General features: G+C 43.5%; 20 protein-coding genes. 17 read left to right on the forward strand and 3 right to left on the reverse strand.

Annotation, left to right across the window (positions count from 1 at the left end):
• Positions 1 to 229 precede the first annotated feature (229 nt).
• Positions 230 to 964, forward strand: a complete 735-nt coding sequence (cobB, locus tag AB4135_RS14305) for a Sir2 family NAD+-dependent deacetylase (protein ID WP_371993892.1) — start codon at positions 230 to 232, stop codon at positions 962 to 964.
• A 5-nt stretch (positions 965 to 969) separates the two neighbouring features.
• Positions 970 to 1,437: an AAA family ATPase gene (locus tag AB4135_RS14310; protein WP_371993894.1), complete on the forward strand. Its 468-nt coding sequence runs from the start codon at positions 970 to 972 to the stop codon at positions 1,435 to 1,437.
• Between the two features lie 36 nt (positions 1,438 to 1,473).
• On the opposite strand, the gene AB4135_RS14315 is transcribed toward AB4135_RS14310, so the two are convergent.
• Entirely contained in the window at positions 1,474 to 2,418 is a 945-nt protein-coding gene (locus AB4135_RS14315; RefSeq protein ID WP_371993896.1) for a hypothetical protein, read from the reverse strand.
• Between the two features lie 236 nt (positions 2,419 to 2,654).
• Complete coding sequence (gene fusA / locus AB4135_RS14320) at positions 2,655 to 4,745, reverse strand: elongation factor G (RefSeq protein ID WP_371993898.1); 2,091 nt, start codon at positions 4,743 to 4,745, stop codon at positions 2,655 to 2,657.
• 390 nt (positions 4,746 to 5,135) lie between these two features.
• Here fusA and AB4135_RS14325 point away from each other — a divergent pair, with 390 nt between their 5' ends.
• Together AB4135_RS14325 and AB4135_RS14330 are read left to right on the forward strand one after the other, a co-directional pair.
• A complete protein-coding gene (locus AB4135_RS14325) occupies positions 5,136 to 7,091 on the forward strand; it encodes a methyl-accepting chemotaxis protein (protein WP_371993900.1) in 1,956 nt (651 codons plus the stop codon).
• 238 nt (positions 7,092 to 7,329) lie between these two features.
• Positions 7,330 to 8,199 carry a hypothetical protein gene (locus tag AB4135_RS14330; protein ID WP_371993902.1) on the forward strand — a complete coding sequence of 290 codons (870 nt, stop codon included), beginning with the start codon at positions 7,330 to 7,332 and terminating at the stop codon, positions 8,197 to 8,199.
• A 50-nt stretch (positions 8,200 to 8,249) separates the two neighbouring features.
• Here the strand turns inward: AB4135_RS14330 and bioA are convergent, their stop codons facing one another.
• On the reverse strand, positions 8,250 to 9,590 hold the full coding sequence (gene bioA, locus AB4135_RS14335) for an adenosylmethionine--8-amino-7-oxononanoate transaminase (protein WP_371993904.1): 1,341 nt from the start codon (positions 9,588 to 9,590) through the stop codon (positions 8,250 to 8,252).
• Positions 9,591 to 9,839: 249 nt separating this feature from the next.
• Here bioA and bioB point away from each other — a divergent pair, with 249 nt between their 5' ends.
• The 13 genes from bioB to AB4135_RS14400 all read left to right on the forward strand — a co-directional run bounded on the left by bioB (position 9,840) and on the right by AB4135_RS14400 (position 25,973).
• On the forward strand, positions 9,840 to 10,892 hold the full coding sequence (bioB, locus tag AB4135_RS14340) for a biotin synthase BioB (protein WP_371993906.1): 1,053 nt from the start codon (positions 9,840 to 9,842) through the stop codon (positions 10,890 to 10,892).
• Between the two features lie 103 nt (positions 10,893 to 10,995).
• Positions 10,996 to 12,183: an aminotransferase class I/II-fold pyridoxal phosphate-dependent enzyme gene (locus tag AB4135_RS14345; RefSeq protein ID WP_371993908.1), complete on the forward strand. Its 1,188-nt coding sequence runs from the start codon at positions 10,996 to 10,998 to the stop codon at positions 12,181 to 12,183.
• 55 nt (positions 12,184 to 12,238) lie between these two features.
• Positions 12,239 to 13,009, forward strand: coding sequence for a methyltransferase domain-containing protein (locus AB4135_RS14350; RefSeq protein WP_371993910.1), 771 nt, complete (start codon positions 12,239 to 12,241; stop codon positions 13,007 to 13,009).
• A 25-nt stretch (positions 13,010 to 13,034) separates the two neighbouring features.
• The gene (bioD, locus tag AB4135_RS14355) at positions 13,035 to 13,700 is read left to right on the forward strand and encodes a dethiobiotin synthase (RefSeq protein WP_371993912.1); all 666 of its coding nucleotides are present in this window, start codon (positions 13,035 to 13,037) and stop codon (positions 13,698 to 13,700) included.
• Between the two features lie 295 nt (positions 13,701 to 13,995).
• Complete coding sequence (htpX, locus tag AB4135_RS14360) at positions 13,996 to 14,859, forward strand: protease HtpX (protein WP_371993913.1); 864 nt, start codon at positions 13,996 to 13,998, stop codon at positions 14,857 to 14,859.
• A 301-nt stretch (positions 14,860 to 15,160) separates the two neighbouring features.
• Positions 15,161 to 15,508: a tetraheme c-type cytochrome CctA gene (cctA, locus tag AB4135_RS14365; protein WP_020913003.1), complete on the forward strand. Its 348-nt coding sequence runs from the start codon at positions 15,161 to 15,163 to the stop codon at positions 15,506 to 15,508.
• 303 nt (positions 15,509 to 15,811) lie between these two features.
• Positions 15,812 to 18,580, forward strand: a complete 2,769-nt coding sequence (locus tag AB4135_RS14370; RefSeq protein ID WP_371993916.1) for a molybdopterin-dependent oxidoreductase — start codon at positions 15,812 to 15,814, stop codon at positions 18,578 to 18,580.
• Positions 18,581 to 18,582: 2 nt separating this feature from the next.
• Complete coding sequence (gene cobA, locus AB4135_RS14375) at positions 18,583 to 19,494, forward strand: uroporphyrinogen-III C-methyltransferase (protein ID WP_371993918.1); 912 nt, start codon at positions 18,583 to 18,585, stop codon at positions 19,492 to 19,494.
• A complete protein-coding gene (locus AB4135_RS14380; RefSeq protein WP_371993920.1) occupies positions 19,442 to 20,668 on the forward strand; it encodes a glycosyl transferase in 1,227 nt (408 codons plus the stop codon). The genes cobA and AB4135_RS14380 overlap by 53 nt, the downstream gene beginning before the upstream one ends.
• Entirely contained in the window at positions 20,668 to 21,231 is a 564-nt protein-coding gene (locus AB4135_RS14385; RefSeq protein WP_371993921.1) for an ANTAR domain-containing response regulator, read from the forward strand. Before AB4135_RS14380 ends, AB4135_RS14385 begins: the two co-directional genes overlap by 1 nt.
• 290 nt (positions 21,232 to 21,521) lie before the next feature.
• Positions 21,522 to 24,152 carry a nitrite reductase large subunit NirB gene (gene nirB / locus AB4135_RS14390; RefSeq protein ID WP_371993923.1) on the forward strand — a complete coding sequence of 877 codons (2,631 nt, stop codon included), beginning with the start codon at positions 21,522 to 21,524 and terminating at the stop codon, positions 24,150 to 24,152.
• Entirely contained in the window at positions 24,149 to 24,475 is a 327-nt protein-coding gene (gene nirD, locus AB4135_RS14395) for a nitrite reductase small subunit NirD (RefSeq protein WP_371993925.1), read from the forward strand. Before nirB ends, nirD begins: the two co-directional genes overlap by 4 nt.
• 16 nt (positions 24,476 to 24,491) lie before the next feature.
• A complete protein-coding gene (locus tag AB4135_RS14400) occupies positions 24,492 to 25,973 on the forward strand; it encodes a NarK family nitrate/nitrite MFS transporter (RefSeq protein ID WP_371993926.1) in 1,482 nt (493 codons plus the stop codon).
• Positions 25,974 to 25,981: the final 8 nt, after the last annotated feature.

Consider the following 25,981-nt stretch of genomic DNA (forward strand, 5'->3'; position numbering starts at 1 on the left):
CCAGTTCATATGTGGGGATTCAATCCATTATATGTGCACAATTAGAAAACTTAAACCTTTGATATAGTAATAAGCCATCTAATGTAAATAAAAGCGATAAAGCTGATATAAAACAAGCAATTTAAGCATACTTTTTGTATTGTTATTAGCGTTTATACTAATGCCTAATGTGAAAATCGTTATTTCCTTGGCAAAATGGCAATACCAATACTAAGAAATAGGACTGTAGATGTACCAGCAGATAGTGATACTAACTGGCGCCGGGATCTCGGCAGAATCTGGATTACGTACCTTTCGAGATCAAGATGGTTTGTGGGAAGAGCATAAGATAGAAGAGGTGGCGACTCCTGAGGGCTATGAGAATAACCCTAAACTTGTTGAAAAGTTTTATAATGAACGCTGGCAGCAATTCCATAATGGTAGAATAGAGCCAAATGCTGGCCATGATGCTCTTGCTAAGCTGGAACGTGAATTTGAAGGTAAGTTACTCGTTGTCACACAAAATATCGATGATCTTCATGAAAGAGCAGGCTCAAAGCGATTACTGCATATGCATGGAGAACTTTCAAAAGGTCGCTGCCCTCGGTCTAGGCAAACATTTTTATTGAGAGAGCCTTTTGGCCCTGAGCATACTTGTACTTGTTGTATTCCCGCGCAAAGACTTCGTCCTCATGTGGTTTGGTTTGGTGAGATGCCAATAGGCCTAGATCGAATTCAACATGCATTAGACAACTGTGATCTGTTTATTGCAATTGGTACATCAGGTACTGTCTATCCTGCAGCTGGGTTTGTTGATACAGCTAATCACCATGGGGCACAAACCGTCGATATTAATTTGTTGCCTGCTGATAGGCATAGCCAGTTCCAATATCATTTACAGGGAAAGGCGAGTGAAGTGCTGCCTAAATTGGTGGAGCAAATTCTGCAAGGTAAAGTGGTTAATGATCAATTACAGGCTGGATAATTAATATGTTTAATAAGCATGTTGAGGACAAGCTTGCCATCATTATGCGTGGACTACCCGGTAGTGGTAAAAGCTACTGGGCAAAAGAGTTTGCCACTGCCTATGCACAAGATGACAACGGGGGTCAGCCTGACAAGCAATGCAGCATATTCTCAACCGACCATTATTTTTATAGCGAGGGAGCGTATCAGTTTAACCCCAAATTACTATCTAGATATCACCAGTTAAACTTAACAGCGTTTATCGAAGCAATGGCGGAAGGAGTATCTATCGTTATTTGCGATAATACTAATCTGCAGCATTGGGAATACCAAGCTTATTGCGCTGCAGCGCTTGCACTGGGCTATAAAGTCCAGGTGGAATTGGTCGGCCAACCAAAAAATCTAGTTCATCAACAGTTGTGCGCGCAGCGAAATCAGCACAGTGTGCCATTGGTGAGTATTAAACGAATGGCTGCTAATTTTGAGTGCTAATCAACTTAGAATCATGATGAGCATCAATGGTGCGAGTTAGAATCGACGACCCATACCAATGATTAAATGTTTCCAGTTGAGGAAGCCATATTCAGCATAGATATTCCATTCGTTTTGGGACCCAAAATCATAGTTTAGGCTGAATGAGATATTTTTAGTTTCTTGCTTAGCAAGATCGATATCGAATTTTACGTTTTCCATTAAAGGGGCGAGCTCAGTCCCTTTAAAAGAGTAATCACCGGTAACATTCTGATTGACGCTTTGGTGGCTAAAAGCAAGAAACCATGCGAGTTTATCAGCCCCGATATCAAAACGTTGGCCGATACGAACTGAGGCCAGTTTAGTTTTTATTAAACTGTCTGTCGTATCAGTCTTTGCTTTTACGATTGCGCCAATGGCCATAATAGTGAAAGGCGTATCACCTACGATAGGGTCTATCTGTCCTGCTAGCACTGTACCAATGCCATAGTTGGTCGCGGTATAATTAATAGGGATAGGTAGCACGAGCCCATCACAACTGGTACCACATGGAAGGCCTTCAACATTATCGAGCTTAGCTCGAATATCCTTATGGCCTTCAGTGTAACCTAAGATCCCATAGACATTCCAAAAGGGTAGTAACCAAGCATCGACCTTTAGTTGCATACTTTTGTCACGGCCTGTGATACTGACATCTTCAGCGGGTACTACATAGTCATTGGGGCCCCTTAGGCCAAGCAAGCCGCCATCAACTTGCACTTGAAAATCATTAACGGCTTCATAATCAGCATCAATGCTGTTGTAAAACAGCGTGACGCCAACCGGAATGGGTAATTGGTACCCGCGCTCAGATGCTTTGTCTGCGAGCAGAGGTAGGCCACTCCAATGTTTAGGCTTTAGCTGTTGATTTACAGTGCTATTGAGTTCTTGATTGGCAAGAGTATGGAAAGAGCTAATGAGAGCGAAAATAAGTGTGAAAAGCTTGGATAATTGAGTCGTCATAATGTTGAGCCTAGAAACTGAGCGCGTACTTTATCGACTTTGGCAACTAAAGCAACTCGGCATTCTAAATATGAGAGTGATGCAACAAAATTAGGATTAATTTCATGAAGTGCTGACTATGCGCTAGAGCTGAACTTGCTGCGATTGTTTGACGGCAATAAAAAAGCCTATAGATTTGCATCTATAGGCTTTTGTTAAAGCTTAAAACTCGTTAAGAGTCATAACTAACTTAATAGTTACTTCTTAGCAGCAGCTTCACGTGCTTTAACTTCAGCAATTACTTTTTCAGCAACACTGTTTGGACATGGTGCGTAGTGAGCGAATTCCATAGAGAATTGGCCACGACCAGATGTCATAGTACGTAGTGAACCGATGTAACCGAACATTTCTGATAACGGTACGTCAGCTTTAATACGAACGCCAGTAACACCAGCCATTTGGTCTTTGATCATACCACGACGACGGTTAAGGTCACCAATTACGTCACCTACGTTGTCTTCTGGGCTGAATACGTCAACGTTCATGATTGGCTCAAGAAGTTGTGCACCGGCTTTAGGCATAGACTGACGGAATGCGCCTTTAGCAGCGATTTCGAACGCGATAGCTGACGAGTCAACTGCGTGGAAAGCACCATCAGTTAGTTCTAGTTCAACGTCTAGTACAGGGAAACCAGCAACAGTACCGGTATCCATCATAGATGCGAAACCTTTCTCAACTGCAGGCCAGAATTCCTTCGGTACGTTACCACCAACAACTGAAGAGCTGAAAGTGAAACCAGTGTTTTGCTCACCTGGACGGATAACGTAGTCGATCTTACCGAACTGACCAGAACCACCAGACTGTTTCTTATGCGTGTAGCTATCTTCAGTAACCTGAGTAATAGTTTCACGGTAAGCAACTTGAGGCTCACCTACAATTAGGTCAACGCCGTATGTACGCTTAAGGATATCTACCTTAATGTCTAGGTGAAGTTCACCCATACCTTTAAGGATAGTTTCACCTGAATCTTCGTCAGTTTCTACGCGGAAAGATGGATCTTCTGCAATCATTTTACCGATAGCGATACCCATTTTCTCTGATCCGCCTTTATCTTTTGGCGCAACAGCGATAGAGATAACTGGCTCTGGGAATACCATAGCTTCAAGAGTACAAGGGTGCTTAACATCACACAAAGTGTGACCAGTTTGCACGTTCTTCATACCTACGATAGCGATGATGTCACCAGCTTGTGCGTAATCAAGTTCGTTACGCTCATCAGCTTGCATTTCAACCATACGGCCAACACGCTCAGTTTTACCTGTGAACGAGTTAAGGATGGTGTCACCTTTGTTGATCTTACCTGAGTAGATACGTACGAAGGTTAGGGCGCCGAAACGGTCATCCATGATTTTGAATGCTAATGCTTTTAATGGCTCGTCAACAGAAACTGTTGCAACTTCGCCTGTTTCATTACCTTCTTCATCAGTAAGAGGTTGTGGATCAACTTCAACTGGGTTTGGTAGGTAATCAACAACAGCGTCAAGAAGAAGCTGCATACCTTTGTTCTTAAATGCAGAACCACAGTATGTTGGGAAGAAGTCCATTGTACGAGTACCTTTACGGATACAACGCTGAATGTCTTCCATAGATGGCTCTTCGCCTTCCATGTATGCTTCTAGTAGATCATCGTCTTGCTCAAGAGCAGTTTCGATAAGCATTTCACGGTATTCTTCAACTTGGTCAACCATGTCAGCTGGAACATCTTCAATCTTGTAGTTTTCAGCTTGCCCAGTTTCGTCCCATATCCAAGCTTTACGAGTTAGCAGGTCAACAACACCTGAGAACTCATCTTCGATACCGATAGGAAGAACCATAACTAGTGGGTTAGCAGCTAGTACGTCTTTAGTTTGCTTAACAACACGTAAGAAGTCAGCACCCATACGGTCTAACTTGTTTACGAAGATGATACGTGCAACTTCTGATTCGTTCGCATAACGCCAGTTAGTTTCTGATTGTGGTTCAACACCACCAGAACCACAGAATACGCCAACACCGCCATCAAGAACTTTAAGAGAACGATAAACTTCTACTGTGAAGTCAACGTGGCCAGGGGTGTCAATAACGTTGAAACGGTGGTCGTTCCAAAAACAACTAACAGCAGCAGACTGAATGGTAATACCACGCTCAGCTTCCTGTTCCATGAAGTCAGTTGTTGACTCGCCGTCATGAACTTCACCTATCTTATGGATTTTACCGGTAAGCTTAAGGATACGCTCAGTTGTGGTGGTCTTACCCGCGTCAACGTGAGCAAAGATACCAATGTTTCTGTACTTTGATAAATCAGTCATTTTTCTACTCTATTGGAGTTACGTTCTAAAATTCCGCGCAAGTATAGCAATACTTTTCCATTTTTTTTATCGATTTTTATCATTCAGCGCTAATTTAAGCGAAATATCATGAAAAAATCACATTTTGAGGCTAAATTTATCGTTTGTTAATCATCCTCTACCTCTTACAGGCTAACAATTTATCTATAAATCTACGCGCAATTTTCTTTTTTAAGCAGAAATAGAATAAATATTGCCCTGATGCCCTTAGTCATCGAAAAGCGATATTGCAAGATTGACCAATATTAAGTTCAGAACTATTTCGTTCAGTTTAAAGCGGTATTGTGAAATAAAAGTTGATAATGACAGGTCTGCTGTTATCAACTAGTTATAGAACGGACTCGACATTAAATGAACGCCTTTACTTCTGCTGGAATGCGAATAGCCAACCGATTGAGCTTTAAGAAGAAGTTCACCCTTCTTGCGATTGTTACTCTTTTGCCTCTCATGTTCGGTGCCAGCTTAATCGTTATGCAGCAAAAAAATGAACTAAACCTACTCAATGATGAAATAGCAGGGCTGTTTGTTTTAACGCATTTGAGTGATATTGAACATGCATATCGTCAAAGTCGAGCTAATGGTTGGCAAAATTACCGTCAGTTAAAAGAACTGGCGTTAACGAGCCTAAAGGAGCAAGAAGCAACAGTGAACCTGCAAGCCAATTCTGTTAATTTTTTACGACAATTATCACTTGAATTCGACAGAAACACTCAGAATAGCGCGAACACATTGGCTGGCAGTATTGCGAGCGCAAAAGAGGATATTTCGGCTTCATCAGGGGTCGCGCTTGACGGAGAACCCAGTGGTTTTTATCTGGCTGAATTATACATTACTCGCATTGCTGAAATGACGGAGTATTACTCGCTGGTTACATCTCTTTCGTCGAAGATATTGCGCCATGGTAGTTTTACCCCTCAATCTTACACCCAAATAGTAGCCCTTAATAAAAGGTTGGCGGAACAACAAATCTTATTAAAGAAAGGGACCAATCGGTTGTCCGCAACAGTTGCAGAAACGGAGATGTTGCCATTAAAAATCGCGCTTGCTGAATCCGCAGAGTTAGTTGAGCAATTTGTTGATACAGTTGATAAAAGAATTATTTCTCCCGATAAGTTTAGCATCACGTTGAGTGCGTTTAATGCGCAATCAAGTCAGCTCTCTGAAGCGTTAATCCTGTTAGCCGATACGACAGCAAAAGTGCTTGAACAGCAAATAAAGAATCGACTTGAAAACGAGCGTTCGCATATGTTTTGGCTCATCATTACAGCGTTAATGGTCGTTATTACGGGTGTGACTATTTTATCCGTTATCTACAAAGCAATTGTTGAAAAGGTAATCGCCATTGAGGCATTGACTTCACGAGTCGCTAAAGGTGATTTTACGGCGGATTTAAACGTCACTGGAAATGATGAGTTATCAAAAATTGCCGAAGCTTTTAACCACATGTTACTGAGTGTAAGGTCGCTCATCACCGAGGTTAAGCAAGTCAGCGTCGATGTAGTTAATGCCAGTGATAAAATGCAATTGGTAACAGCAGATGTAGAGACCACATTAACAAAGCAACAAGCGCAAACCCACAATGTTGCAGAAGCTATCACTGATATGGTTCACTCCGCCGATAGTGTTGAACGCTGTACTCAAGATGCCAACCAAGTCACAACCGATGCACAACAATCGGTCCAGAACGGCAAAGTCGTGATCGCAGGTACCGTGAGCGGGATTAACAAAATAGCGCAAGAAGTTGCCACGGGCGCTGAAGTGATTAACCAACTGGCAGTGCATAGCGCTGATATTGGTAAGGTAGTGAATGTGATCCGCTCTATTGCCGAACAGACCAACTTACTGGCGCTAAATGCAGCGATAGAAGCGGCAAGAGCGGGGGAGCAAGGGAGAGGTTTTGCTGTGGTCGCTGATGAAGTTAGAACGCTAGCTAGCCGCACACAGTCTTCGACCCAAGAGATAGAAGCTATGATAGAGCTAGTTCAAGAGGGGGCAAAACAAGCCGTTAAGGCCATGGAGTCAGGTTCAATGCAGGCCAATGAAGGAGTTGAGCAAGCAAGTTTGGTTAGCGAAAGTATTGCGACGTTGGCGAGTAATGTTGAGGATATTGTCCAGATCAGTGGGCAAATAACTCAGAGCGTTGATGCGCAAAGAGAGGTATCAGCTTCAATGGATACCCGTACCAGTGCTATTAAAGAAGGCGCCGATTTAGCACTCGTTGCTGCAAAAGAAGCTTCATCTATAGGTCAGGCGTTAGCGCAAAACTCTCAACGTTTAGCGCGACACATTTCAGGGTTTAAGTTGTAACCCTTTACTGGTTTAAAGGGCAGGCATTTCGACATAGTCGCACGTCTGTCTATGATTCAGTCATTGACCGTTACTAGCTGTGCTAAAGGTTTGCCGCAGATGCACTCGTTGTTATAGGACGACTAAGGTGATCTACTGGCTGATGCTTAACGTAACCGGATAAGAGTATTCATGAAGCTGCAATGGTTTAGTTTAATCATTAAGGATGGTCACTCCATACATGATAGAGGGAGATGAAATGCTAAAGAGGATAAGCAAGAGCCGCCACTACAAGTATTCAGTTTCTTTATTGTTATTTGGTACATTAGCCGCCTGTAATTTAGGCTCTGTCTTTGCGACAGAGGTTGACATTGATATGGGGGGCGCGCCGACTGATGAGCAACATAAGCTGCAGCGATGGATAGTGAGTGGCACAACAGCGGTTGAGTCATCGTTAGGTAAACTCCCTGGGAAGCGTATTAAATTTGAGCTGGTGATGAAGCCCAATGCCAACGAACCAGTACCGTTTGCCCAAGTTATTAGGGGCGCGCCGAATAAAATAAGGCTACAAGTCAACACTGAGTGGCCTCTACAAGATTTTGTTGATGACTGGACGCTTTATCATGAGTTGTCACATCTTTATATTCCCTACTTAGATTATCCTTCATTTTGGTTAAACGAAGGGTTTGCAACGTACATGCAAAATATTGTTATGTTACAAAGCCAAGTCATAGACAAGGCAACCTTTGTTAATAAACTACAAGCGGGATTAGAAAGGGGGAGGCTTAATACTATTTCCCAACCAGGTAAGTTGAGCATGATCGCTAATGACATGTGGCGAAAGCGCGCTTACATGCGTGTTTATTGGTCTGGTGCCGCTTATTTTGCCGAAGTTGATGCTTTATTGCTTCAAAGTGGAACTAGTTTGTCCCAAGTCATTAATCAGTATAGCCGTTGCTGCCTAACGGCAAACAGCACTGGAAGTGAACTAGTACGACAGTTAGATAAAATCGCTGGAACAAACTTTTTCTTTGCGACATATATTCAATATGGCGAACGTACTGACTTTCCTCTGGTGTCCCCCGAACAACTGCAAGCTATAGCGCTTCACTATGGGGGGAAACCTTAGTCGCTTAGCTGTTGATAATTTGGCGGTTACCAGCTCACAGCACCGGCTTTCTATCCGTGGCTGATAAAGCTGGTGTCATTTTCTGGCAGTGATATTTGGCTCGCAACGGTTTTCATCGCACTGGTTAATCGCGACAATTGTTCGCTTGATATAGTGTAGGGCGGCATAATATAGATAAGGTTTGAGAAGGGTCTTATCCATACTCCGAGATCAACAAACTGTTGTTGAAGCTCTGCGGTGTTTAAGGTCGAGCTCATCTCTAATACGCCCACAGCGCCTAGCACTCTAACGTCAACAACATTGGCGTAATCAATTGCTTCAGCAAGCTCTGCGCTCATTTGAGACTCTATGCTGGCGACTTGTACGGGCCAGTGTTGCTCGTTGATAAGTTCAAGGCTTGCAATGGCTGCTGTGCAGGCTAATGGGTTACCCATGAATGTTGGCCCATGCATGAAAACCCCTGCTGGAGAGTCACTGACTCCCTTCGCTACTTCATCACTACACATAGTCGCAGCTAATGAAATATAACCACCAGTAAGCGCTTTACCTAGGCATAATATGTCTGCTTCTACATTCGCATGCTCATAGCCAAAGAGCTTACCGGTGCGACCAAATCCTGTGGCAATTTCATCGAGAATTAGCAGCACATCATATTTATCACACAATTTTCGCAGTGCACTCAAATACTCTGGGTGGTAAAAGCGCATACCGCCAGCACCCTGCATAATCGGCTCTATCAGCACAGCAGCGATCTGCTGATGGTTATCTTCAAACATGTTGCTAAGCGAAAGCAGCTCTTTTGCATCGAAACTTTCAGCAAAACGCGACATTGGTGCTGGCGCAAACAGTTGCTCAGTGACGAGCTCACCAAACATAGTGTGCATGCCTCCTTCGGGATCGCATACACTCATGGCGGCAAATGTATCGCCGTGATAACCGCTTTTCACCGTAAGGATCTTTTGTTTATTGGGTTTATCTCGTCCTTGCCAGTATTGCAACGCCATCTTCATAGCGACTTCTACTGCAATGGAGCCTGAATCGGCGAGAAACACTTTGGTGAGGCGTTCACTTGTCATCTCGACCAGCATTTTTGCAAGTTCAACAGCAGGTCGATGGGTGATCCCACCAAACATTACATGACTAAGTTGTGCTGTTTGTTGCTGCATTGCGCTGACAATCTTAGGGTGGCTGTAGCCATGAACACATGCCCACCAGGAACTCGTACCGTCAATCAGCTTGGCGCCATTGTCTAAAGTTAGCTCAGCCCCTTCGGCGCTAACGACACCATAGGTCGGCAATGCATTATTCATCGAGGTATAAGGGTGCCATAGATGTTTGGCATCGAACTCTAAATCGATAAACTGATTACTTAACTGTTTTTCTGTGCTCATAATTTGACCGCTAGTAAACCTTTTAGGCTGATTGGCATTGACAGGTTAAGGCTTACAGGTATCCTAGGCAAGATAAATATTAATTAAATCACGCAACATAAATACGCTAATACACTGTTTGTAAGAGATTATTATGCATCTGTAAACAATCAGTTATAGGTTTATCGACTCTATTGTCGTTAACAAGATGCATGCGTCGATTGAAGAGCACGATTTTGTAACTAGTGTGAGCTAGAAAAGGAAAAAGAGATGTCAGATCTACAAGTGAGAAATAACTGGAAACGTGATGAGATTGAAGCTTTATTTGCGTTACCTATGAATGATCTGTTGTTTCAAGCCCACAGCGTACATCGCCAAGAGTTCGATCCTAACGAAGTGCAGATCAGTCGCTTGCTCTCGATTAAAACTGGCGCTTGCCCTGAAGATTGCAAATACTGCCCGCAAAGTGCTCGTTATGATACAGGCCTTGAAAAAGAACGCTTACTCGCAATGGAAACCGTGTTAACTGAAGCCCGCAGTGCAAAAGCCGCTGGCGCTTCACGTTTTTGTATGGGAGCTGCGTGGCGCAACCCTAAAGAGCGTGATATGCCATACCTTAAAACCATGGTTGAAGAGGTTAAATCACTAGGTATGGAAACCTGCATGACCTTAGGTATGCTCTCTGCGGATCAAGCGAGCGAACTCGCTGATGCTGGACTTGATTATTACAACCATAACTTAGATACCTCACCTGAGTATTACGGTGATGTAATAACTACGCGAACCTATCAAAACCGATTAGATACCTTATCTAATGTCCGCGCCTCAGGCATGAAAGTTTGTTCTGGTGGGATTGTGGGTATGGGCGAGAAAGCAACCGATAGAGCAGGTCTACTGCAACAATTGGCCAACCTCGATAAACATCCTGATTCAGTACCAATTAACATGCTGGTTAAAGTAGAAGGCACTCCTTTTGAAAAGATTGATGATTTAGATCCGCTTGAGTTCGTGCGTACTATTGCTGTAGCGCGGATCATTATGCCTAAATCTCGTGTGCGCTTGTCTGCCGGTCGCGAGAATATGACTGATGAACTGCAAGCTATGTGCTTCTTCGCTGGTGCTAATTCGATTTTTTATGGCTGCAAACTGTTGACCACACCTAATCCAGAAGAAAATGATGATATGAGTTTGTTCAGACGTCTTGGATTACACCCTGAGCAGGGAGTTGCGGCAACTAAAGAGCAAGATGAAGCTATGCTTGCTAAGGCCGCTGCGCAGCAAGATAAGAAAGCTTCAGCCTTTTATGATGCCGGTGCACTGTAAATACCTAAGCCAATTAGTTTAGAAATTGCTTTAACAGAAATTTACCGTTAACAGCGAAAGTTGCTAACGGTAAATAAGTCTCGCTCTCACATTGAGTAATGTTATGTCTGATGCCGCTAAGCAAAAACTACAGCCGCTCCACTCTAGAGTTATACAGGCAAATCGGTCTTTGGCAGATAAAGGGCTGTTAAGAAAGCGGGTAAAAGTGATGCTTGACCCTGAGCATGCCAGCTGTTTTGAAGTTGATGATTTACCCTATATTAACTTTAGCAGTAATGATTATTTAGGACTGTCCAGAGCTCCAAATGTAATTGAAGCCCTTCATAGCGGTGCAAAAAATTTTGGTGCTGGAGGGGCTTCTTCGCCCTTAGTCATTGGATATAATCAGGCACACCAGCAGCTAGAACAGGCATTGTGTAACGCGACAGGTCATGAAGCTGCACTGCTATTTTGTTCTGGTTTTACAGCAAATCATGCCTTGATGAAAACCTTGTTTAATAACTCTGATCTAGTGTTAACCGACAAGTTAGTGCACGCTTCAGTTATTGATGGCCTGCAAGATAGTGGTGCCACGCTGAAACGATTTATCCATAACGATATTGAATCAGCCATAGAAAATGTCGAGCGCCATACTCCGTGCGCTGTGATCACCGAAAGTGTTTTTAGTATGGGCGGTGATATCGCGCCATTGGCAGAGTTATCTGCTTTATGCAAACAAAATGGTGCATGGTTCATCGTCGATGATGCCCACGGCTTTGGCATTATCGGAGATAATGGTATGGGCGCCTCTGCTGTGGCGGAGGACATTGATATCGATGCCCAGGTGGTTACATTTGGGAAAGCTTTAGGGGGACAGGGTGCTGCGATACTAGGAAGCCGCGAGTTAATCGAATATTTGGTGGCAAACGCAAGGCAATACATCTATTCGACAGCGCTTTCACCAGCAAATGCCGCTGCTGTGACCGCATCTATCGATACTATTATTAATACGCCGCAACTGAATCAAAAGTTACAGGCTAACATTGCCACTTTTATAACAAGCTGTGATGCTGCCAGTATTGAACTAACTGGTTCATGCACTGCAATTCAACCAATTATTATCGGCGATAGTGCTAGAACATTGGCAATTGCAAAAAGGTTAAAAGAACACGGATTCTGGGTCGGTGCAATTAGACCCCCAACGGTGGCTCAAGGCAGCGCTAGATTAAGAGTGACTTTAACAGCCGAACATTGCGAAGAAGATATCCACGCGTTTGTAGCCGTACTTGCAGATATTTTACAAGACCAGTAATGGTGTTGTTTAGCTGCAAGATTATAAACTTCCATAGTGGACAGGACCCTATAACGTGAATACCGGGCTAGACCAATTAACAACTGATGTCGCAAATCGATTTTCTGCGGCGGCATCGTCATATCATTCACACGATGTTTTACAGCGTATAACCGCTAAGCAACTGCTAGACAATATGTCACCCTCTGCTCGATTACTCGATCTTGGATGCGGACCAGGTACGGCCTTTAATCAATTTGAAACTGTAAATGAAGTTATTGGCGTTGATATCGCACAGGGAATGCTCAATACCTTTAAAACCGACTTTCCTGCGCATCATGCTCTATGCGGTGACGCGCATAATCTACCCTTACTGAGTGACTCAATCGATACCATATACTCAAATATTGCCTTGCAATGGTGCAGTCACTTGGATGGCGCAATAAGCGAAGCTAATCGGGTGCTGAAAGTGGGTGGTGAAATTAATGCCAGTATTGTCAGTGAGCATAGCCTGTTTCAATTAGCTGATTTAGAACTAAATGTTAACAGCTTTAGTAGCGAACAAGCTATTAAGAGCTGTTTTGATCTAAAGCGGTGGAGCGATCTCCATATTGAGACACGTGCAATTACTGTTTACTTCGAAGACTTTAAGTCACTATTGCAGTCTATCAAGGGAGTTGGCGCATCAACAGTTGATCCTAAACATCAACGAAATCAACCCCACGTCACACTGAGAGGGCGAGGTGATTGGCAAAAATTAGTTAATAAGGCAGAGTTAAGCCGCGCCCCAAAGGGGCTACCTTTGACTTATCATATCAGTTTTATCAAAGCGACAAAGACGCGCTAATAAAGGCTGAAACCTTGGAGTATGCATGACTTATTTTGTAACTGGCACCGACACTGATTGCGGCAAAACTTTAGTGTCATCAGCGTTATTAACCGCAGTAGCTGGTGAAACGGTAGGGTTTAAGCCTGTGGCCTCTGGTTGTGAGAAAACAGAGCAGGGATTAAGGAATAGCGATGCCCTTGCACTGATGGCTGCATCCAGCATTAAGCTGCCTTATGATGATATAAACCCTTTTGCGTTTGCGCCTGCTATCGCGCCGCATATCGCAGCAGCTGAACAAAATGTTGCTTTAACTCCTGCACGCATCCAAGCACAACTAAATATGGCGCAGCATTTAGGTGCAGACTTTGTGCTTGTTGAAGGGGCGGGTGGCTGGCGTTTGCCCTTAAGCGAAGGGCATTATATGTCAGAAGTGGTGCAAGCGATGAGCTTACCGGTAATTTTGGTGGTAGGGATGAAGCTAGGTTGCCTCAATCATGCCTTATTGACTATTGAAGCGATTGAGCGCGATGGTATTGTTATCGCGGGCTGGGTGAGTAATCAAGTCGATTCAACGATGAAAAATCAGCAAGAAAACTTAGCATCACTGCAACAGATGATCTCTGCGCCGTTTCTAGGCCATATTCCTCATCTTGAAAATGCTACCGCACAGAACGCTGCTAAACATCTAAATGTAACTCTGCTGGCTTAACTCTCAACAACCTTCATATTAGTAGCCCGACGAATGGTGCAAATTTGCGCACTGTTGTTTGGGCTATCTCCCTGTTAAAAAAGATTAATCTGTCTCTATAGCAATTTTGGCTCGAATTAAGATTAGATTAATGAAAGCTGCATAAAATTAATCAACCTGATAAAGAAAGCGACTGGGCTAGAATTAAATCGGTCGTATTGTTTTTTACTCAGTTCCCCCTTGAAAAAAACAATTTTGGACATATTATGTCTTTAAGAGTATTTATCGGGATTATTTTGATCCTACAGGAGCTTAAATGAAGCGTATATTTTTACTGATTGCTACCAATATGGCGATCTTACTAGTGGCATCAATTGTGATGTCCATTTTAGGTGTTAATACATCAACTATGGGTGGTTTACTTGTCTTTGCTGCTATTTTCGGTTTTGGTGGTGCATTTATCAGTTTAGCTATCTCTAAGTGGATGGCAAAAAAGACCATGGGTTGTGAAGTTATTACGACCCCTCGTGACAATACTGAGCGTTGGTTAGTTGAAACGGTTGCTCGTCAAGCCGAGCAAGCTGGTATCAAAATGCCAGAAGTTGCGATCTACCAATCGCAAGAGTTCAATGCTTTTGCTACAGGACCAAGTAAAGACAATTCACTCGTTGCGGTGAGCAGTGGTCTACTTTATGGCATGAACCACGATGAAATCGAAGCGGTACTTGCCCATGAAGTTAGTCATGTAGCTAACGGCGATATGGTTACATTGACGCTTATCCAAGGTGTGGTGAATACCTTTGTTATATTTGCAGCTCGTGTTGTTGCCGGCATCATCAATAACTTTGTAGCTAGTAATGACGAAGAAGGTGAAGGTCTAGGCATGTTTGCTTATATGGCAGTTGTCTTCGTACTTGATATGCTTTTCGGTATTCTTGCTTCAATGATCGTTGCCTACTTCTCTCGCATTCGTGAGTTTAAAGCTGATGAAGGTGGTGCACGCTTAGCAGGTAAAGAGAAAATGATAGCAGCGCTTGATAGACTCAAGCAAGGCCCTGAAACAGGCGCAATGCCAGCATCAATGTCAGCTCTTGGTATCAATGGTAAAAAATCAATGGCTGAACTGATGATGAGCCATCCACCACTTGAGAAGCGTATCGCAGCACTTAGAGCTAATTAATTAGCGTGTGGTAATAAAGCACCGTTTGACAGTTTACTGTACAATTTGTGCTTTTATCACCCAAAATCAAGGCGATAAATGCCACCATATTACATTCTATGCCTCGACTGAGTAGCATAGTTTGATGGAGCGCACGTTTTGCTAATAATCACAATGTTATGATCTTCAAACTAAATTAGTTGCGAATTAGCTAATGCTTAGCTAAATTAAGCTTAGTCGTGCTAATAATATTGATCGCAAGATGGAAACGAAACTTACTTATAATGTTTCCACTATGCGAACATCAAATGAGGATACAATTGTGAGCAAAAAACTACTAAGTGCAATCTTTGGTGCGGCAATCGCAGCATTGGCGTTATCTCCTTCTGTGTTTGCTGAAGGCCAAGAATTGGCTGAAATGCATGCAGAAATGGACGGTTGTGAAGCATGTCACGCCGACGGTTCTCCGTCTGCAGATGGCGAATACGAATTTGAACAGTGCCAATCTTGTCACGGTACGCTAGATGAGATGGACGCAGTCCATCAGCCACACGATGGCATGCTAATGTGTGCAGATTGTCATGCTCCACATGAAATGAACGTGGGTGACAAACCAACTTGTGACAGCTGTCATGACGATGGACGTACTGCTGAGTCAACACTTAAGTAATTTCAGCCGTTACCTATAAAAACCAGCAAATAGCTGGTTTTTTTGTGCCTGAATTTTGCGTTTTGCAGTTTTAATCCACCATACCTCATTGACTTGCTGTTACTTTTATACCTCTTTATGAGTATTTTATCTCGATATTTATCAATGGCTTGCGTGATTTTAGTGCGTACCTTTGCCTCTTTGTAGCACATGCAGGCAAGTTAATAGTGTTTACCCTAACAAATAGCTATTAAAAACAGAGCTTTAATTTATGGCATGAGAATTGCGATATTAAGCGCAGAGTAAATTAACGGGAAGCGAATCATGCCAAGCTGTAAAACAACCTGTGCATATTGTGGTGTCGGTTGCGGGGTAAAGGTCGAGAAGGTTGGTAGAGCTGAGGTCGGTCAACCTTCAGCTAGCAGCTCTTTTGCTATTAGCGGAGATGTGGAACACTCTGCAAATAGTGGCGATCTGTGTGGTAAAGGCTTGGTGCTATTAGATAGCCTAAATCTTCCTAATAAACTGCTATATCCACGTATCAGAAGCACGGGTGCAGATTATGAGGATATAAGCTGGCCTAAGGCAATATCAGAAGTCGCGAATACTTTTAAAAGTACTATAGCCAAATATGGTCCTGACTCCGTGGCATTTTATCTTTCAGGCCAACTACTTACGGAAGATTATTATGTTGCCAATAAATTAGCTAAAGGCTTTATTGGTACCGCAAATGTAGATACCAATTCAAGGTTATGCATGTCATCGGCAGTGAGCGCTCATATGCGCGCCTTTGGTGAAGATGTCGTTCCGGGTTGCTATGAAGATCTACAGCTTGCAGATGTTGTCGTTCTAGTGGGGGCTAATACAGCTTGGACACACCCCGTTTTGTTTAAAAAAATAATGGCAGCTAGGGCTGAACATGGCACTAAGCTGGTAGTGATCGATCCGCGTGTTACGGCGACAGCTTCGCAGGCCGATCTTCATCTTCAGCTCAATCCTGGCTCGGATCTACAACTGTTTAATGGCTTATTGAATGCTATCGTTTCAAACCTGCAACACGATGATGATTACATAAAACAAAACACAGAAGGTTTCTCTCAAGTATTAACAAAGGCGCAGGAGGGGGGAGTAACACTAAGCGATATTGCACGTCATACTGGTCTGCAAGTAGATAAAATCATTGAGTTTTACTCCTTGTATAAGCAAAGCAGTAAAGTGGTTACCGCCAGTAGCCAAGGGGTTAATCAGTCTACTTTAGGCACAAATACCAGTAATGCGATTATAAATTGCCATTTGGCATTAGGGGATATTGGTCAACCAGGTTGTGGACCACTATCTCTAACTGGGCAACCGAACGCTATGGGAGGACGTGAAGTGGGAGGTCTTGCTACTCAGCTTGCGTGTCACCTCGGTTTTTCTGAAGAGGAGCACCAGTTAGTCGCAAACTATTGGCATACTGATAAATTAGCTAATACAAAAGGAAAAACCGCGACGGAGATGTTCGCAGCGATGGCAAGCGGTGAAATAAAAGCTGTGTGGATTTTAGGCACGAATCCCGTCGTTTCTCTGCCAGATACGGCATTAGTTAAGCAAGCACTCTCAGCATGTGATTTTGTAGTGGTATCAGATATTACAGCTGATACAGATACCGCTCAGTACGCTGATATCCTGTTGCCGGCACAAGGTTGGTCAGAGAAATCGGGTACCGTGACCAATAGTGAACGCACTATTAGTCGCCAGCGCCGTTTTGTGTTACCTCAAGGTGATTCAAAGGCCGATTGGTGGGCACTGTGTGAAGTAGCCAAAACGCTTGGGTTTAACGCTGAGTTTAACTTTAAAAACAGCGGCGAAATTTTCAAGGAATATGCTCAGCTCAGCGCACGTGTAAAGCAGCACTTTCCACAGAAACAGTTCTCAATTGCAGGACTCGCAAATCTGACACCGGAGCAATACCAACATCTTGTGCCGACTCAATGGCCGATTGATGATATTGATGCTTTGGGGCAAAAAAACAAACGGCTCTTTAATGATGGGGTATTTGCAACCGCAACGGGTAAGGCGCAATTTGTCGAAACCCCATTTACATCAGCAATAACATCACCCATTTCTGATGATGTTAGTTTAAGCTCCAATAAAGTTCGACTTAACAGTGGCCGCACTCGAGATCAATGGCACACAATGACCAAGACCGGCCATATTGCCAAGTTAGCTGCTGCAGACTATCAGCCAGAACTAAAGCTAAATGTGTCAACAGCGATTAAGAATGGACTTATTGAAGGCGAATTCGCTGCGTTAGCCACTGACCACCTAACCACCCCTTTGATTGCCAGAGTTGTTATCGAGCAATCAATACAAACTGATAGTGCTTTTTTGTCTATGCATTGGTCATCACAGTTCAGTAAGAGTGGTGGCGTTAATAATGTTACTTCAGCAGCGGTAGATCCTCATTCAAAGCAACCCGGGTTTAAGAATCAATGGGTACAAATTAAGCCACTAGAAGTGGTTGAGCAGGGAATTGAGTGGGGACAACCTGTAGTCAATACAAAGCGACTTTATTGGGATGTAAAACAGCAGCTTCAAGGTGGGGTTTGCCGTCACATCGCTGCAGATGACTATTTTAGTCTGTCACTCTCAGGGCTTAATACGACACTTTGCTTGTCATCAGCAGCCAGTGTGAACGGTCATGTTATGCAGTGGAAGCATCAAAACAAGCGAGTGACTTGCATCGTCAACAAAGGACGTCTTAAAACTTTAGTTATCACAGGTGTAGAGCAATTATATGTTGATAACAATGCTATTCAGTTACTGATAAATCAAATGTTTAATGCTGGTTCAATTAAAAAATTACATCAAATACTGCGTGCTGGTAGTAGTCAAATAGTGTGTGCCTGCACAGGGGTGACCCAATCTGATATTGAATCGCAGATGCAAATAGATATCTCGGGTGGTGCCGACAATGCTCCATTATTAATTGAAACAGTACAGCAAAAACTACACTGCAGTGCGGTATGTGGTAGTTGCTTAAATCAAGTAAAAGAGATTGCAGACTGTGTCATAGCACAGAAGCAGAGACCAAACAGGGAGGTTGCTTAATGATGCTAAATTCAACAAATAAACCAGTGCAATTGGAAAATAATCTACCGCAACAACACTTAAGCCAAGAGCTGTTATTAACGCTAAATGAAACAATTTCCATGCAAAATACAGCTGGTTTCGATGAAAATCGGATTGCGATTGTCGGCGCGGGCTGTGGTGATATTGATCTACTGACTATTAAGGCTGTACGCGCAATTATCGGTGCCCAGGCAATCGTCTATGACAATTTAGTCAGTAGAGATATTTTACAGTTAGCGGCTGATGATTGTGAATTACATTATATGGGAAAACGCTTTGAGGAGCCCAGTGCGACTCAGGAGCAGATAAACCTCAAGTTACTCCAATTGAACCAACAAGGTAAGGTGGTTATTCGTCTTAAAGGCGGTGACCCAAACGTATTTGGCCGCGGTGCTGAAGAGGCTATGTATCTTGCTCAACATGGTATAAAAAGTGAGTTTATCGCAGGGGTCACAGCCGCTTTGGGTTGCGCCGCAAGCGCTGGGATCCCGTTGACACACAGAAAAGTGTCTCGTTCAGTGACTTTTGTGACTGGACATAATTGTGATGACTCTGCTGTTGAATGGGGCGGTTTGCTGGCATCAAAAAGTACACTTGTGTTTTATATGGGAAAAGAGAGAGCTGCAGATATCGCGCACGGTTTATTAAAAGCCGGTGCTAAGTTATCGCTGCCGGTGGCTTTTATCTCTAATGGCGGCCGCACGGATCAGCAGGTAATCACTACCACGATTAAGGATATGGTTGATATAGCTGGTGCGATAACGGTTGATGGTCCAACACTGCTGATTGTTGGTGAGGTGGTTGCTATAGGCAAGGAGCTTGCTAACTGTATGAGCTCGCTTGACCTTAGTCAAATGGTTAACAACTTACCGCTTGAGCGTGCATATGGATAGTTACGCCACCAAAGATAGATTAGTGAATATTACTGAATCTTATGAGTATAAACAGCTAATCAGAATCCTTGCTCGCGGAAAGAAGGGCTCTCGTTCGTTAAATTTTCTTGAAAGCTATCAACTCATTCGTGGTTTTTACGATAATTTTGGCAACGTGACTCAGCTAAGTGTGGCACTAATGTTGATGCGAGTTAAGGGGGAGAGTGCTGAAGAGATTGCTGGCGCTGCTATTGCGTTAAAAACAACGATAGAGAGTAACTGGCAGCAGCTTGATGTCGATATTGACTGGCCTTGTTATGGCGCCAAGCGCGATCAATTACCCTACCTATTGCTTAGTGCCAAGTTACTGGCACAGCAAGGGTATCGTATTTTATTGCATGGGGATGACAAGGCGTTACCTCATCGGCAACATATTGCAAAATTCGTCGATGAATTAGGAATTACTACTGTTTCAACTGCGGCGGAAGCTAATGTTGCGTTAAAGTCTGCTGGGATCTGCTATGTAAGTGCCGATAAGTTGTCGGCACTGGTTCATTCATTTAGCGACATTCATCAAGATCTTGGTCTAAGAAGCCTGTTTCAAAGCGCTATCCGCTGTATCAATCCGGCAAATGCCAGACTTAGTCTTAGAAGCTATTTTCACGCGGGGTTAGATGATATTCACTTTAATGTGGCGCGCTTAATGGCCAAAAATGAGCCTAATCTGCATCAATCTAATGTAGCTATATTTAAGGGGTATCAAGGCGAGTGTGAATTAAACTCAAGAACCTCAACAACAATTAATATTTTTAATCTAAGTGGCCAGCGTCAAATCGCTTTGCCTACCCAGCTTGACGGCTTGGTTGGTCGCAAAGCAAATGCGTTAGAGCTGTCTGCTCAATGGCTATCCTTGCTTTGGCATGAACTTTCCTTATCAGTTAACCATCATATCGATGGTACTCTTGATTCAGCGGAAGCACACAGAGCAGAGGCTACCGTGATGACGAATGTGATGGCAGTTCTTATGCTGCTCGATTCCAGTATTCAAATTGATGTGGCTCAAAGCATGGCTAAGAAATTTTGGCTGCAGCGACACCAGAACGATTCAATAAAGGGTGTTACTGATCTAAAAACACCAGGTCACAGTAAACCAGGGGCAGACCTTATTAGCTCCGGAGGTAAGGCATGCGCTTAGTGAGTTTGATTGAGGATACAGACAATCGCGGACTGATTGACGCTGCCAAGCGTCATGATTTTGATTTAGTTAGCTTCACGTCAATATCACAGTTTGAGCGTTTCGAACTTAACAATGCCACGGATACTGTGGTTATGGTCGTTGACACTATCAGAGCCTCGCATTTGCAGTTTATTGAACGATTGATGGCATTCGCACCTGCACCGTTAATTATCACAGCCACAAGTATTGAACCGTGGCAATTATCTACGTTACTGCATTGTGGGCGGGTTACCTATGTACCGCAGCCATTTGATTATTCCCGTCTTGTAAAATTGATGGAGTTGGCACTCGTCCGTTTTAAAACGGCTAACCGTTTGCACAGTAAAGTTGCGGAACTTGAATGCCGGATCGAGGACGAAAAACGTATTCAACTGGCAAAGCGTGATTTACAGCAATCGGGCTTGTCCGAGCAAGATGCCCATAAGGTTATTCAGAAAGTGTCTATGGATGGAGGCGTTCGTTTGCCTGATTGTGCAGCAGGTCTTGGAAAAATCGCGCAGGGTCGTTTTGCACATAAATAATCAGTTGCTAACCATATTGGTGCAAAAGATATGGCAGGGAGCTTTGAGGAAAGTAGCCCTTAGCGTAACCATAGAGTAAAAAGCATTGAAATCAATGCTTTGAATGTATTTTGGGTGAAGGTGAATACTGGCACAATCTTCGCTACCTTTATGAGTAACTAAGCAGCGGTTTTTATTCGTTATTAATAGCAATTAACAATTTGAATTTTTGGCAAAGGCGCCATCTCCATTAGGGAGATTGGCGCCTTTTTGTTTGAAATAAATAGTATAAAACACAAAAGGGGCAAAGCATGAGAGTAGATAAACCCAAGTTAGTTATAGTGGGCAATGGCATGGTTGGTCACCATTTTGTGGAACAATTATGTGAGCAACAGCTTAATCGACATTATGACGTTACGGTTTTTGGTGCAGAGTGTTTGCCTGCATACGATAGGGTTCAACTATCGAAGTATTTCGAATCAAGTAGCGTCGATAGTCTTATGTTAGCAACGCAGGCTGATTATGCGGCGCAAGGTGTTGCTTTACATCTAGGGCAGCAGGTCAGCAATATTGACCAACATAATAAACAACTGACAGTGAATGGTGAGACAGTCTTTTATGACACGCTTGTTTTGGCAACAGGGTCTTTTCCTTTCGTACCGCCGATAAAGGGCAATGACCGCCGTGATTGTTTAGTTTATCGCACTATTGATGATCTGGAAGCTATTGAGCAAGCCGCAACAACAGCCAAGTCAGGTGTCGTTATTGGCGGTGGGTTACTGGGACTAGAAGCAGCCAATGCGCTGAGTGCATTAGGGCTCGATACTCACGTGGTTGAGTTTGCACCGCAACTGATGTCAGTGCAGTTGAACGACAGAGGTGGTGAACTATTAAGGCAGAAAATTGAAGCGTTAGGGCTTGGTGTGCATTTGAGCAAAGCAACACAAGAGATTGTTGATGGTGAGCGGGCGCAGCATCGACTTAATTTCAGTGATGGCAGTTGCTTAGAAACAGATATGATTGTATTTTCCGCAGGGATCCGTCCTCAAGATGCATTAGCTAGAGAGAGCGGCATAAGTATTGGTGAACGCGGCGGTATTGTTATAGATGACTGCTGCCTTACATCCGCGAAGGATGTATACGCCATTGGAGAGTGTGCTCTTTGGCAACAACAGATCTTTGGATTAGTTGCTCCTGGCTATCAAATGGCCAAAGTAGCTGTGTCTCAGATAGCCAAGCAGCTACTTGATAATTCATTAGTCTCGCCGGCTACAGAGGCGTTAAAGTTCACCGGTGCAGACATGAGCACTAAGTTAAAACTGCTTGGGGTTGATGTGGCATCTATTGGGGCAAGCCGTGGTTTTGATAATGCGCAATATGTTGAGCTCAGTGATGTTCAAGCTGGGGTTTATAAAAAGCTTTGGCTTGATGAAACTGGCGAGTACCTGCGGGGGGCAGTATTGGTAGGCAATGTTGACGAATACAGTCATCTGCTTAGCCAATACTTGTCGGGAGAAGCGTTAGAAGAGCCGGCCGTCACATTGCTAATGGCTGATGATTCTGCGCCATTAGCGCTAAAAGACAGCGCCATTGTTTGTTCATGTCACCAAGTTACAAAAGCGGACATCGTTACACAAGTTGTTGCGGGAAATCACCAGCTAGCTGAGATAAAAAGTTGCACTAAAGCGGCATCAGGTTGTGGAGGCTGCGCCGCTGTTGTACAACAGATCATTGATGAAACTATGCAGGCACAAGGACTAGAAACAGATGCAGGGATCTGCTGTCACTTTGAGCATGATCGCCAAGCACTGTTTCATCTATGCCAAGTAGAAAACATAAGTAACTTCGAGCAACTATATCAGATTCATGCCAAAGAGGGCTCTTCTGAATTAGCGCTAGGCTGTGATATTTGTAAACCTGTTGCCGCTTCTATTTTTGCTACTTTGGAAAATGAATATGTGCTCAATGAAAAACATGTAGCCCTGCAAGATAGTAATGATGCTTATTTAGGTAACCTGCAAAAGGATGGCAGTTATTCGGTGGTGCCGAGAGTTGCTGGTGGCGAGATCACCCCAGATAAACTGATAGCCATGGGCCAGATAGCCAAACGATATGATCTATACACCAAAATTACGGGTGGCCAGCGTATCGATATGTTTGGTGCTGCGTTATCTGATTTACCGGCGATCTGGTCTGAACTAATCGCTGAGGGATTTGAAACTGGGCATGCCTATGGTAAGTCGCTGCGTACGGTTAAATCTTGTGTGGGTAATACTTGGTGCCGTTACGGCGTGCAAGATTCTGTAGGCTTGGCGATTGCATTAGAAAACCGATACAAAGGCCTTAGGTCACCTCACAAGATAAAGTTTGCTGTTTCAGGCTGTACTCGAGAATGTGCTGAAGCGCAGAGTAAAGATATTGGCGTTATTGCAACAGAGAAGGGCTGGAATCTATTTGTTGGTGGTAATGGCGGGATGAGACCTAGACATGGCGATCTGTTTGCAACCGATCTCTCAACCGAGCAACTTGTTAGCTATATTGACCGAATACTGATGTTCTACAGCAAAACAGCTGCGCGACTTCAGCGCACATCGGTGTGGCTTGAATCTTTAGCTGGTGGGCTTGAATATCTGCAATCTGTCGTGGTTGAAGACGCTTTAGGCTTAGCTGATGAGTTAGAAAGCCAGATGCATAAAGTCGTTGTCAATTATCAATGCGAATGGAAAACCAGTTTGCAAGATGATGGATTTTTGCAACGTTTCAGAGAATTTATCAACCCTAAAGAGGCACCTCTAATTGATACAAAGCAGTATCAATATCAACGCTCGCAAAAATTTCCTATCAGCTCTGAAGTCGAAATATTTAGTGCTGTTAATCACAAGCTATCGACACTAGGCGATATCGCAATTACGCAGTTGGATGAAGAGGAGGTGTTGGTATGAATTGGGTAACTATTTGTGATGAACAAGCTTTACCGGCCAAAAGAGGCGTTGCTGCATGGGTTGCTGGCAAAGCGGTGGCGATTTTTCACCTTGGAGATGCTGGCATTTATGCCATTGATAACATCGATCCTGCAACGGGCGTAAGTGTGCTTTCACGGGGTCTACTTTGTGAATTTGACAATGAACTATTTGTTGCGTCACCACTGCATAAACAGCACTACAGCTTAACGACAGGGCATTGCTTAGAAAATGAGATACTGAGTGTAGATGTTTATGAGGTTAAACGTGAGTCTGGCAAGATTTTAGCGCGATTACTCGCTTAAGGATGAGGGGGAAGGTATGAATAGTAAAAATACAGTAGAGACAGGATTTAATCTTTTTTCTTTTTCAGGAAAAATGAAGGTCATGCATCTTAGCTGGATGGCATTTTTTATCACTTTTATGGTTTGGTTTAATGCTGCACCGCTGCTGAGCGTTATTGCCGGCAGTATTGGTTTAAGCCAGTCGCAAATAAAAACACTGCTTATTCTTAATGTAGCTCTAACTATCCCTGCGCGAGTATTGATAGGCATGGTAACGGATAAGTATGGGCCTCGGTTGGTGTACTCGTTATTGCTAGGCATTTGCTCCATTCCCTGTTTTATGTTTGCACTAGGGACAACGTTTGAACAGTTGGCGCTAGCGCGCTTCTTACTTGGATTTATTGGTGCTGGATTTGTAGTTGGCATTCGCATTGTGAGTGAATGGTTTCCTGCAAAAGAGTTAGGTACCGCTGAAGGGATATATGGTGGCTGGGGTAACTTCGGGTCGGCTGCTGCTGCCTTCACTCTGCCAGCCGTAGCACTTGCATTTGGTGGCGCTGATGGCTGGCGTTATGCCATCGCATTGACTGGGTTACTCAGTTTAGTTTTTGCATTTATTTACTATTTTAATGTAACAGATACCCCAAAGGGATCGACCTACTTCAAGCCGAAAAAGACAGGTGCACTTGAAGTGACCAGTAAAGGCGATTTTGTACTTTTACTGGTGATGAAATTACCTATGTACGCCACACTCGCATTGCTGGGTTGGAAGCTATCTCCTGCGGGAGTGAGTATGTTTAGCCAACAAGTTATTGACGGTATCTATGTGTTGCTTAGCATCATATTTATAATAGATATTTATCAAACCTATCAAGTTAACAAACAAGTATTTACTGGCACGGTACCTGAATTTGAACGCTATGAGTTTAAACAGGTAGCAGTACTGAACGTGCTGTATTTCTCTACATTTGGATCTGAGTTAGCAGTGGTGTCTATGTTGCCACTGTTTTTTGCTGAAACATTCGGTTTAGGCTTAGCTCAAGCTGGTTTAGTCGCATCCTCTTATGCTTTCATGAACCTAATGTCTCGCCCTGGCGGCGGATGGTTGAGTGACCGTTTTGGTCGAAAATCCACATTGTTAATATTAACTGCAGGTTTGGCTATTGGCTATTTCGGCGTTGCACAGATTGAGGCAAATTGGGCATTACCCCTAGCCGTTATTATGGTGATGGCGTGTTCCTTCTTTGTGCAAGGAGGTGAGGGGGCTGTATTTGCGGCAGTACCACTTATCAAACGTCGTTTAACTGGACAAATTGCTGGTATGACTGGCGCTTACGGTAATGTTGGAGCCGTGTTTTTCTTGACGGTTTACTCCATGGTTTCTACACAAACTTTTTTCTATGTTATTGCTGTAAGTGCATTATTGGGTTTTCTAAGCGTGTTCTTAATGACTGAGCCTAAAGGTCATATTGCTGAGATAAATGAAAATGGCGAAGTGACTTTGATCAGCGTTAACTAGTTAGGAGT

Origin of the sequence: Shewanella sp. 10N.286.54.B9 (assembly GCF_041468565.1) — a bacterium.
Lineage (GTDB): Bacteria > Pseudomonadota > Gammaproteobacteria > Enterobacterales > Shewanellaceae > Shewanella.

Excerpts from the sequence above, each read along its gene's own strand:
- nirB (WP_371993923.1), top strand. The coding sequence starts at position 21,522 with ATGAGAGTAGATAAACCCAAGTTAGTTATAGTGGGCAATGGCATGGTT.
- AB4135_RS14310 (WP_371993894.1), top strand. The coding sequence starts at position 970 with ATGTTTAATAAGCATGTTGAGGACAAGCTTGCCATCATTATGCGTGGA.
- bioA (WP_371993904.1), bottom strand. The coding sequence starts at position 9,590 with ATGAGCACAGAAAAACAGTTAAGTAATCAGTTTATCGATTTAGAGTTC.
- nirD (WP_371993925.1), top strand. The coding sequence starts at position 24,149 with ATGAATTGGGTAACTATTTGTGATGAACAAGCTTTACCGGCCAAAAGA.
- AB4135_RS14345 (WP_371993908.1), top strand. The coding sequence starts at position 10,996 with ATGTCTGATGCCGCTAAGCAAAAACTACAGCCGCTCCACTCTAGAGTT.
- AB4135_RS14325 (WP_371993900.1), top strand. The coding sequence starts at position 5,136 with ATGAACGCCTTTACTTCTGCTGGAATGCGAATAGCCAACCGATTGAGC.
- htpX (WP_371993913.1), top strand. The coding sequence starts at position 13,996 with ATGAAGCGTATATTTTTACTGATTGCTACCAATATGGCGATCTTACTA.
- AB4135_RS14370 (WP_371993916.1), top strand. The coding sequence starts at position 15,812 with ATGCCAAGCTGTAAAACAACCTGTGCATATTGTGGTGTCGGTTGCGGG.
- AB4135_RS14400 (WP_371993926.1), top strand. The coding sequence starts at position 24,492 with ATGAATAGTAAAAATACAGTAGAGACAGGATTTAATCTTTTTTCTTTT.
- AB4135_RS14330 (WP_371993902.1), top strand. The coding sequence starts at position 7,330 with ATGCTAAAGAGGATAAGCAAGAGCCGCCACTACAAGTATTCAGTTTCT.
- bioD (WP_371993912.1), top strand. The coding sequence starts at position 13,035 with ATGACTTATTTTGTAACTGGCACCGACACTGATTGCGGCAAAACTTTA.
- fusA (WP_371993898.1), bottom strand. The coding sequence starts at position 4,745 with ATGACTGATTTATCAAAGTACAGAAACATTGGTATCTTTGCTCACGTT.
- bioB (WP_371993906.1), top strand. The coding sequence starts at position 9,840 with ATGTCAGATCTACAAGTGAGAAATAACTGGAAACGTGATGAGATTGAA.
- AB4135_RS14315 (WP_371993896.1), bottom strand. The coding sequence starts at position 2,418 with ATGACGACTCAATTATCCAAGCTTTTCACACTTATTTTCGCTCTCATT.
- cobA (WP_371993918.1), top strand. The coding sequence starts at position 18,583 with ATGCTAAATTCAACAAATAAACCAGTGCAATTGGAAAATAATCTACCG.
- cobB (WP_371993892.1), top strand. The coding sequence starts at position 230 with ATGTACCAGCAGATAGTGATACTAACTGGCGCCGGGATCTCGGCAGAA.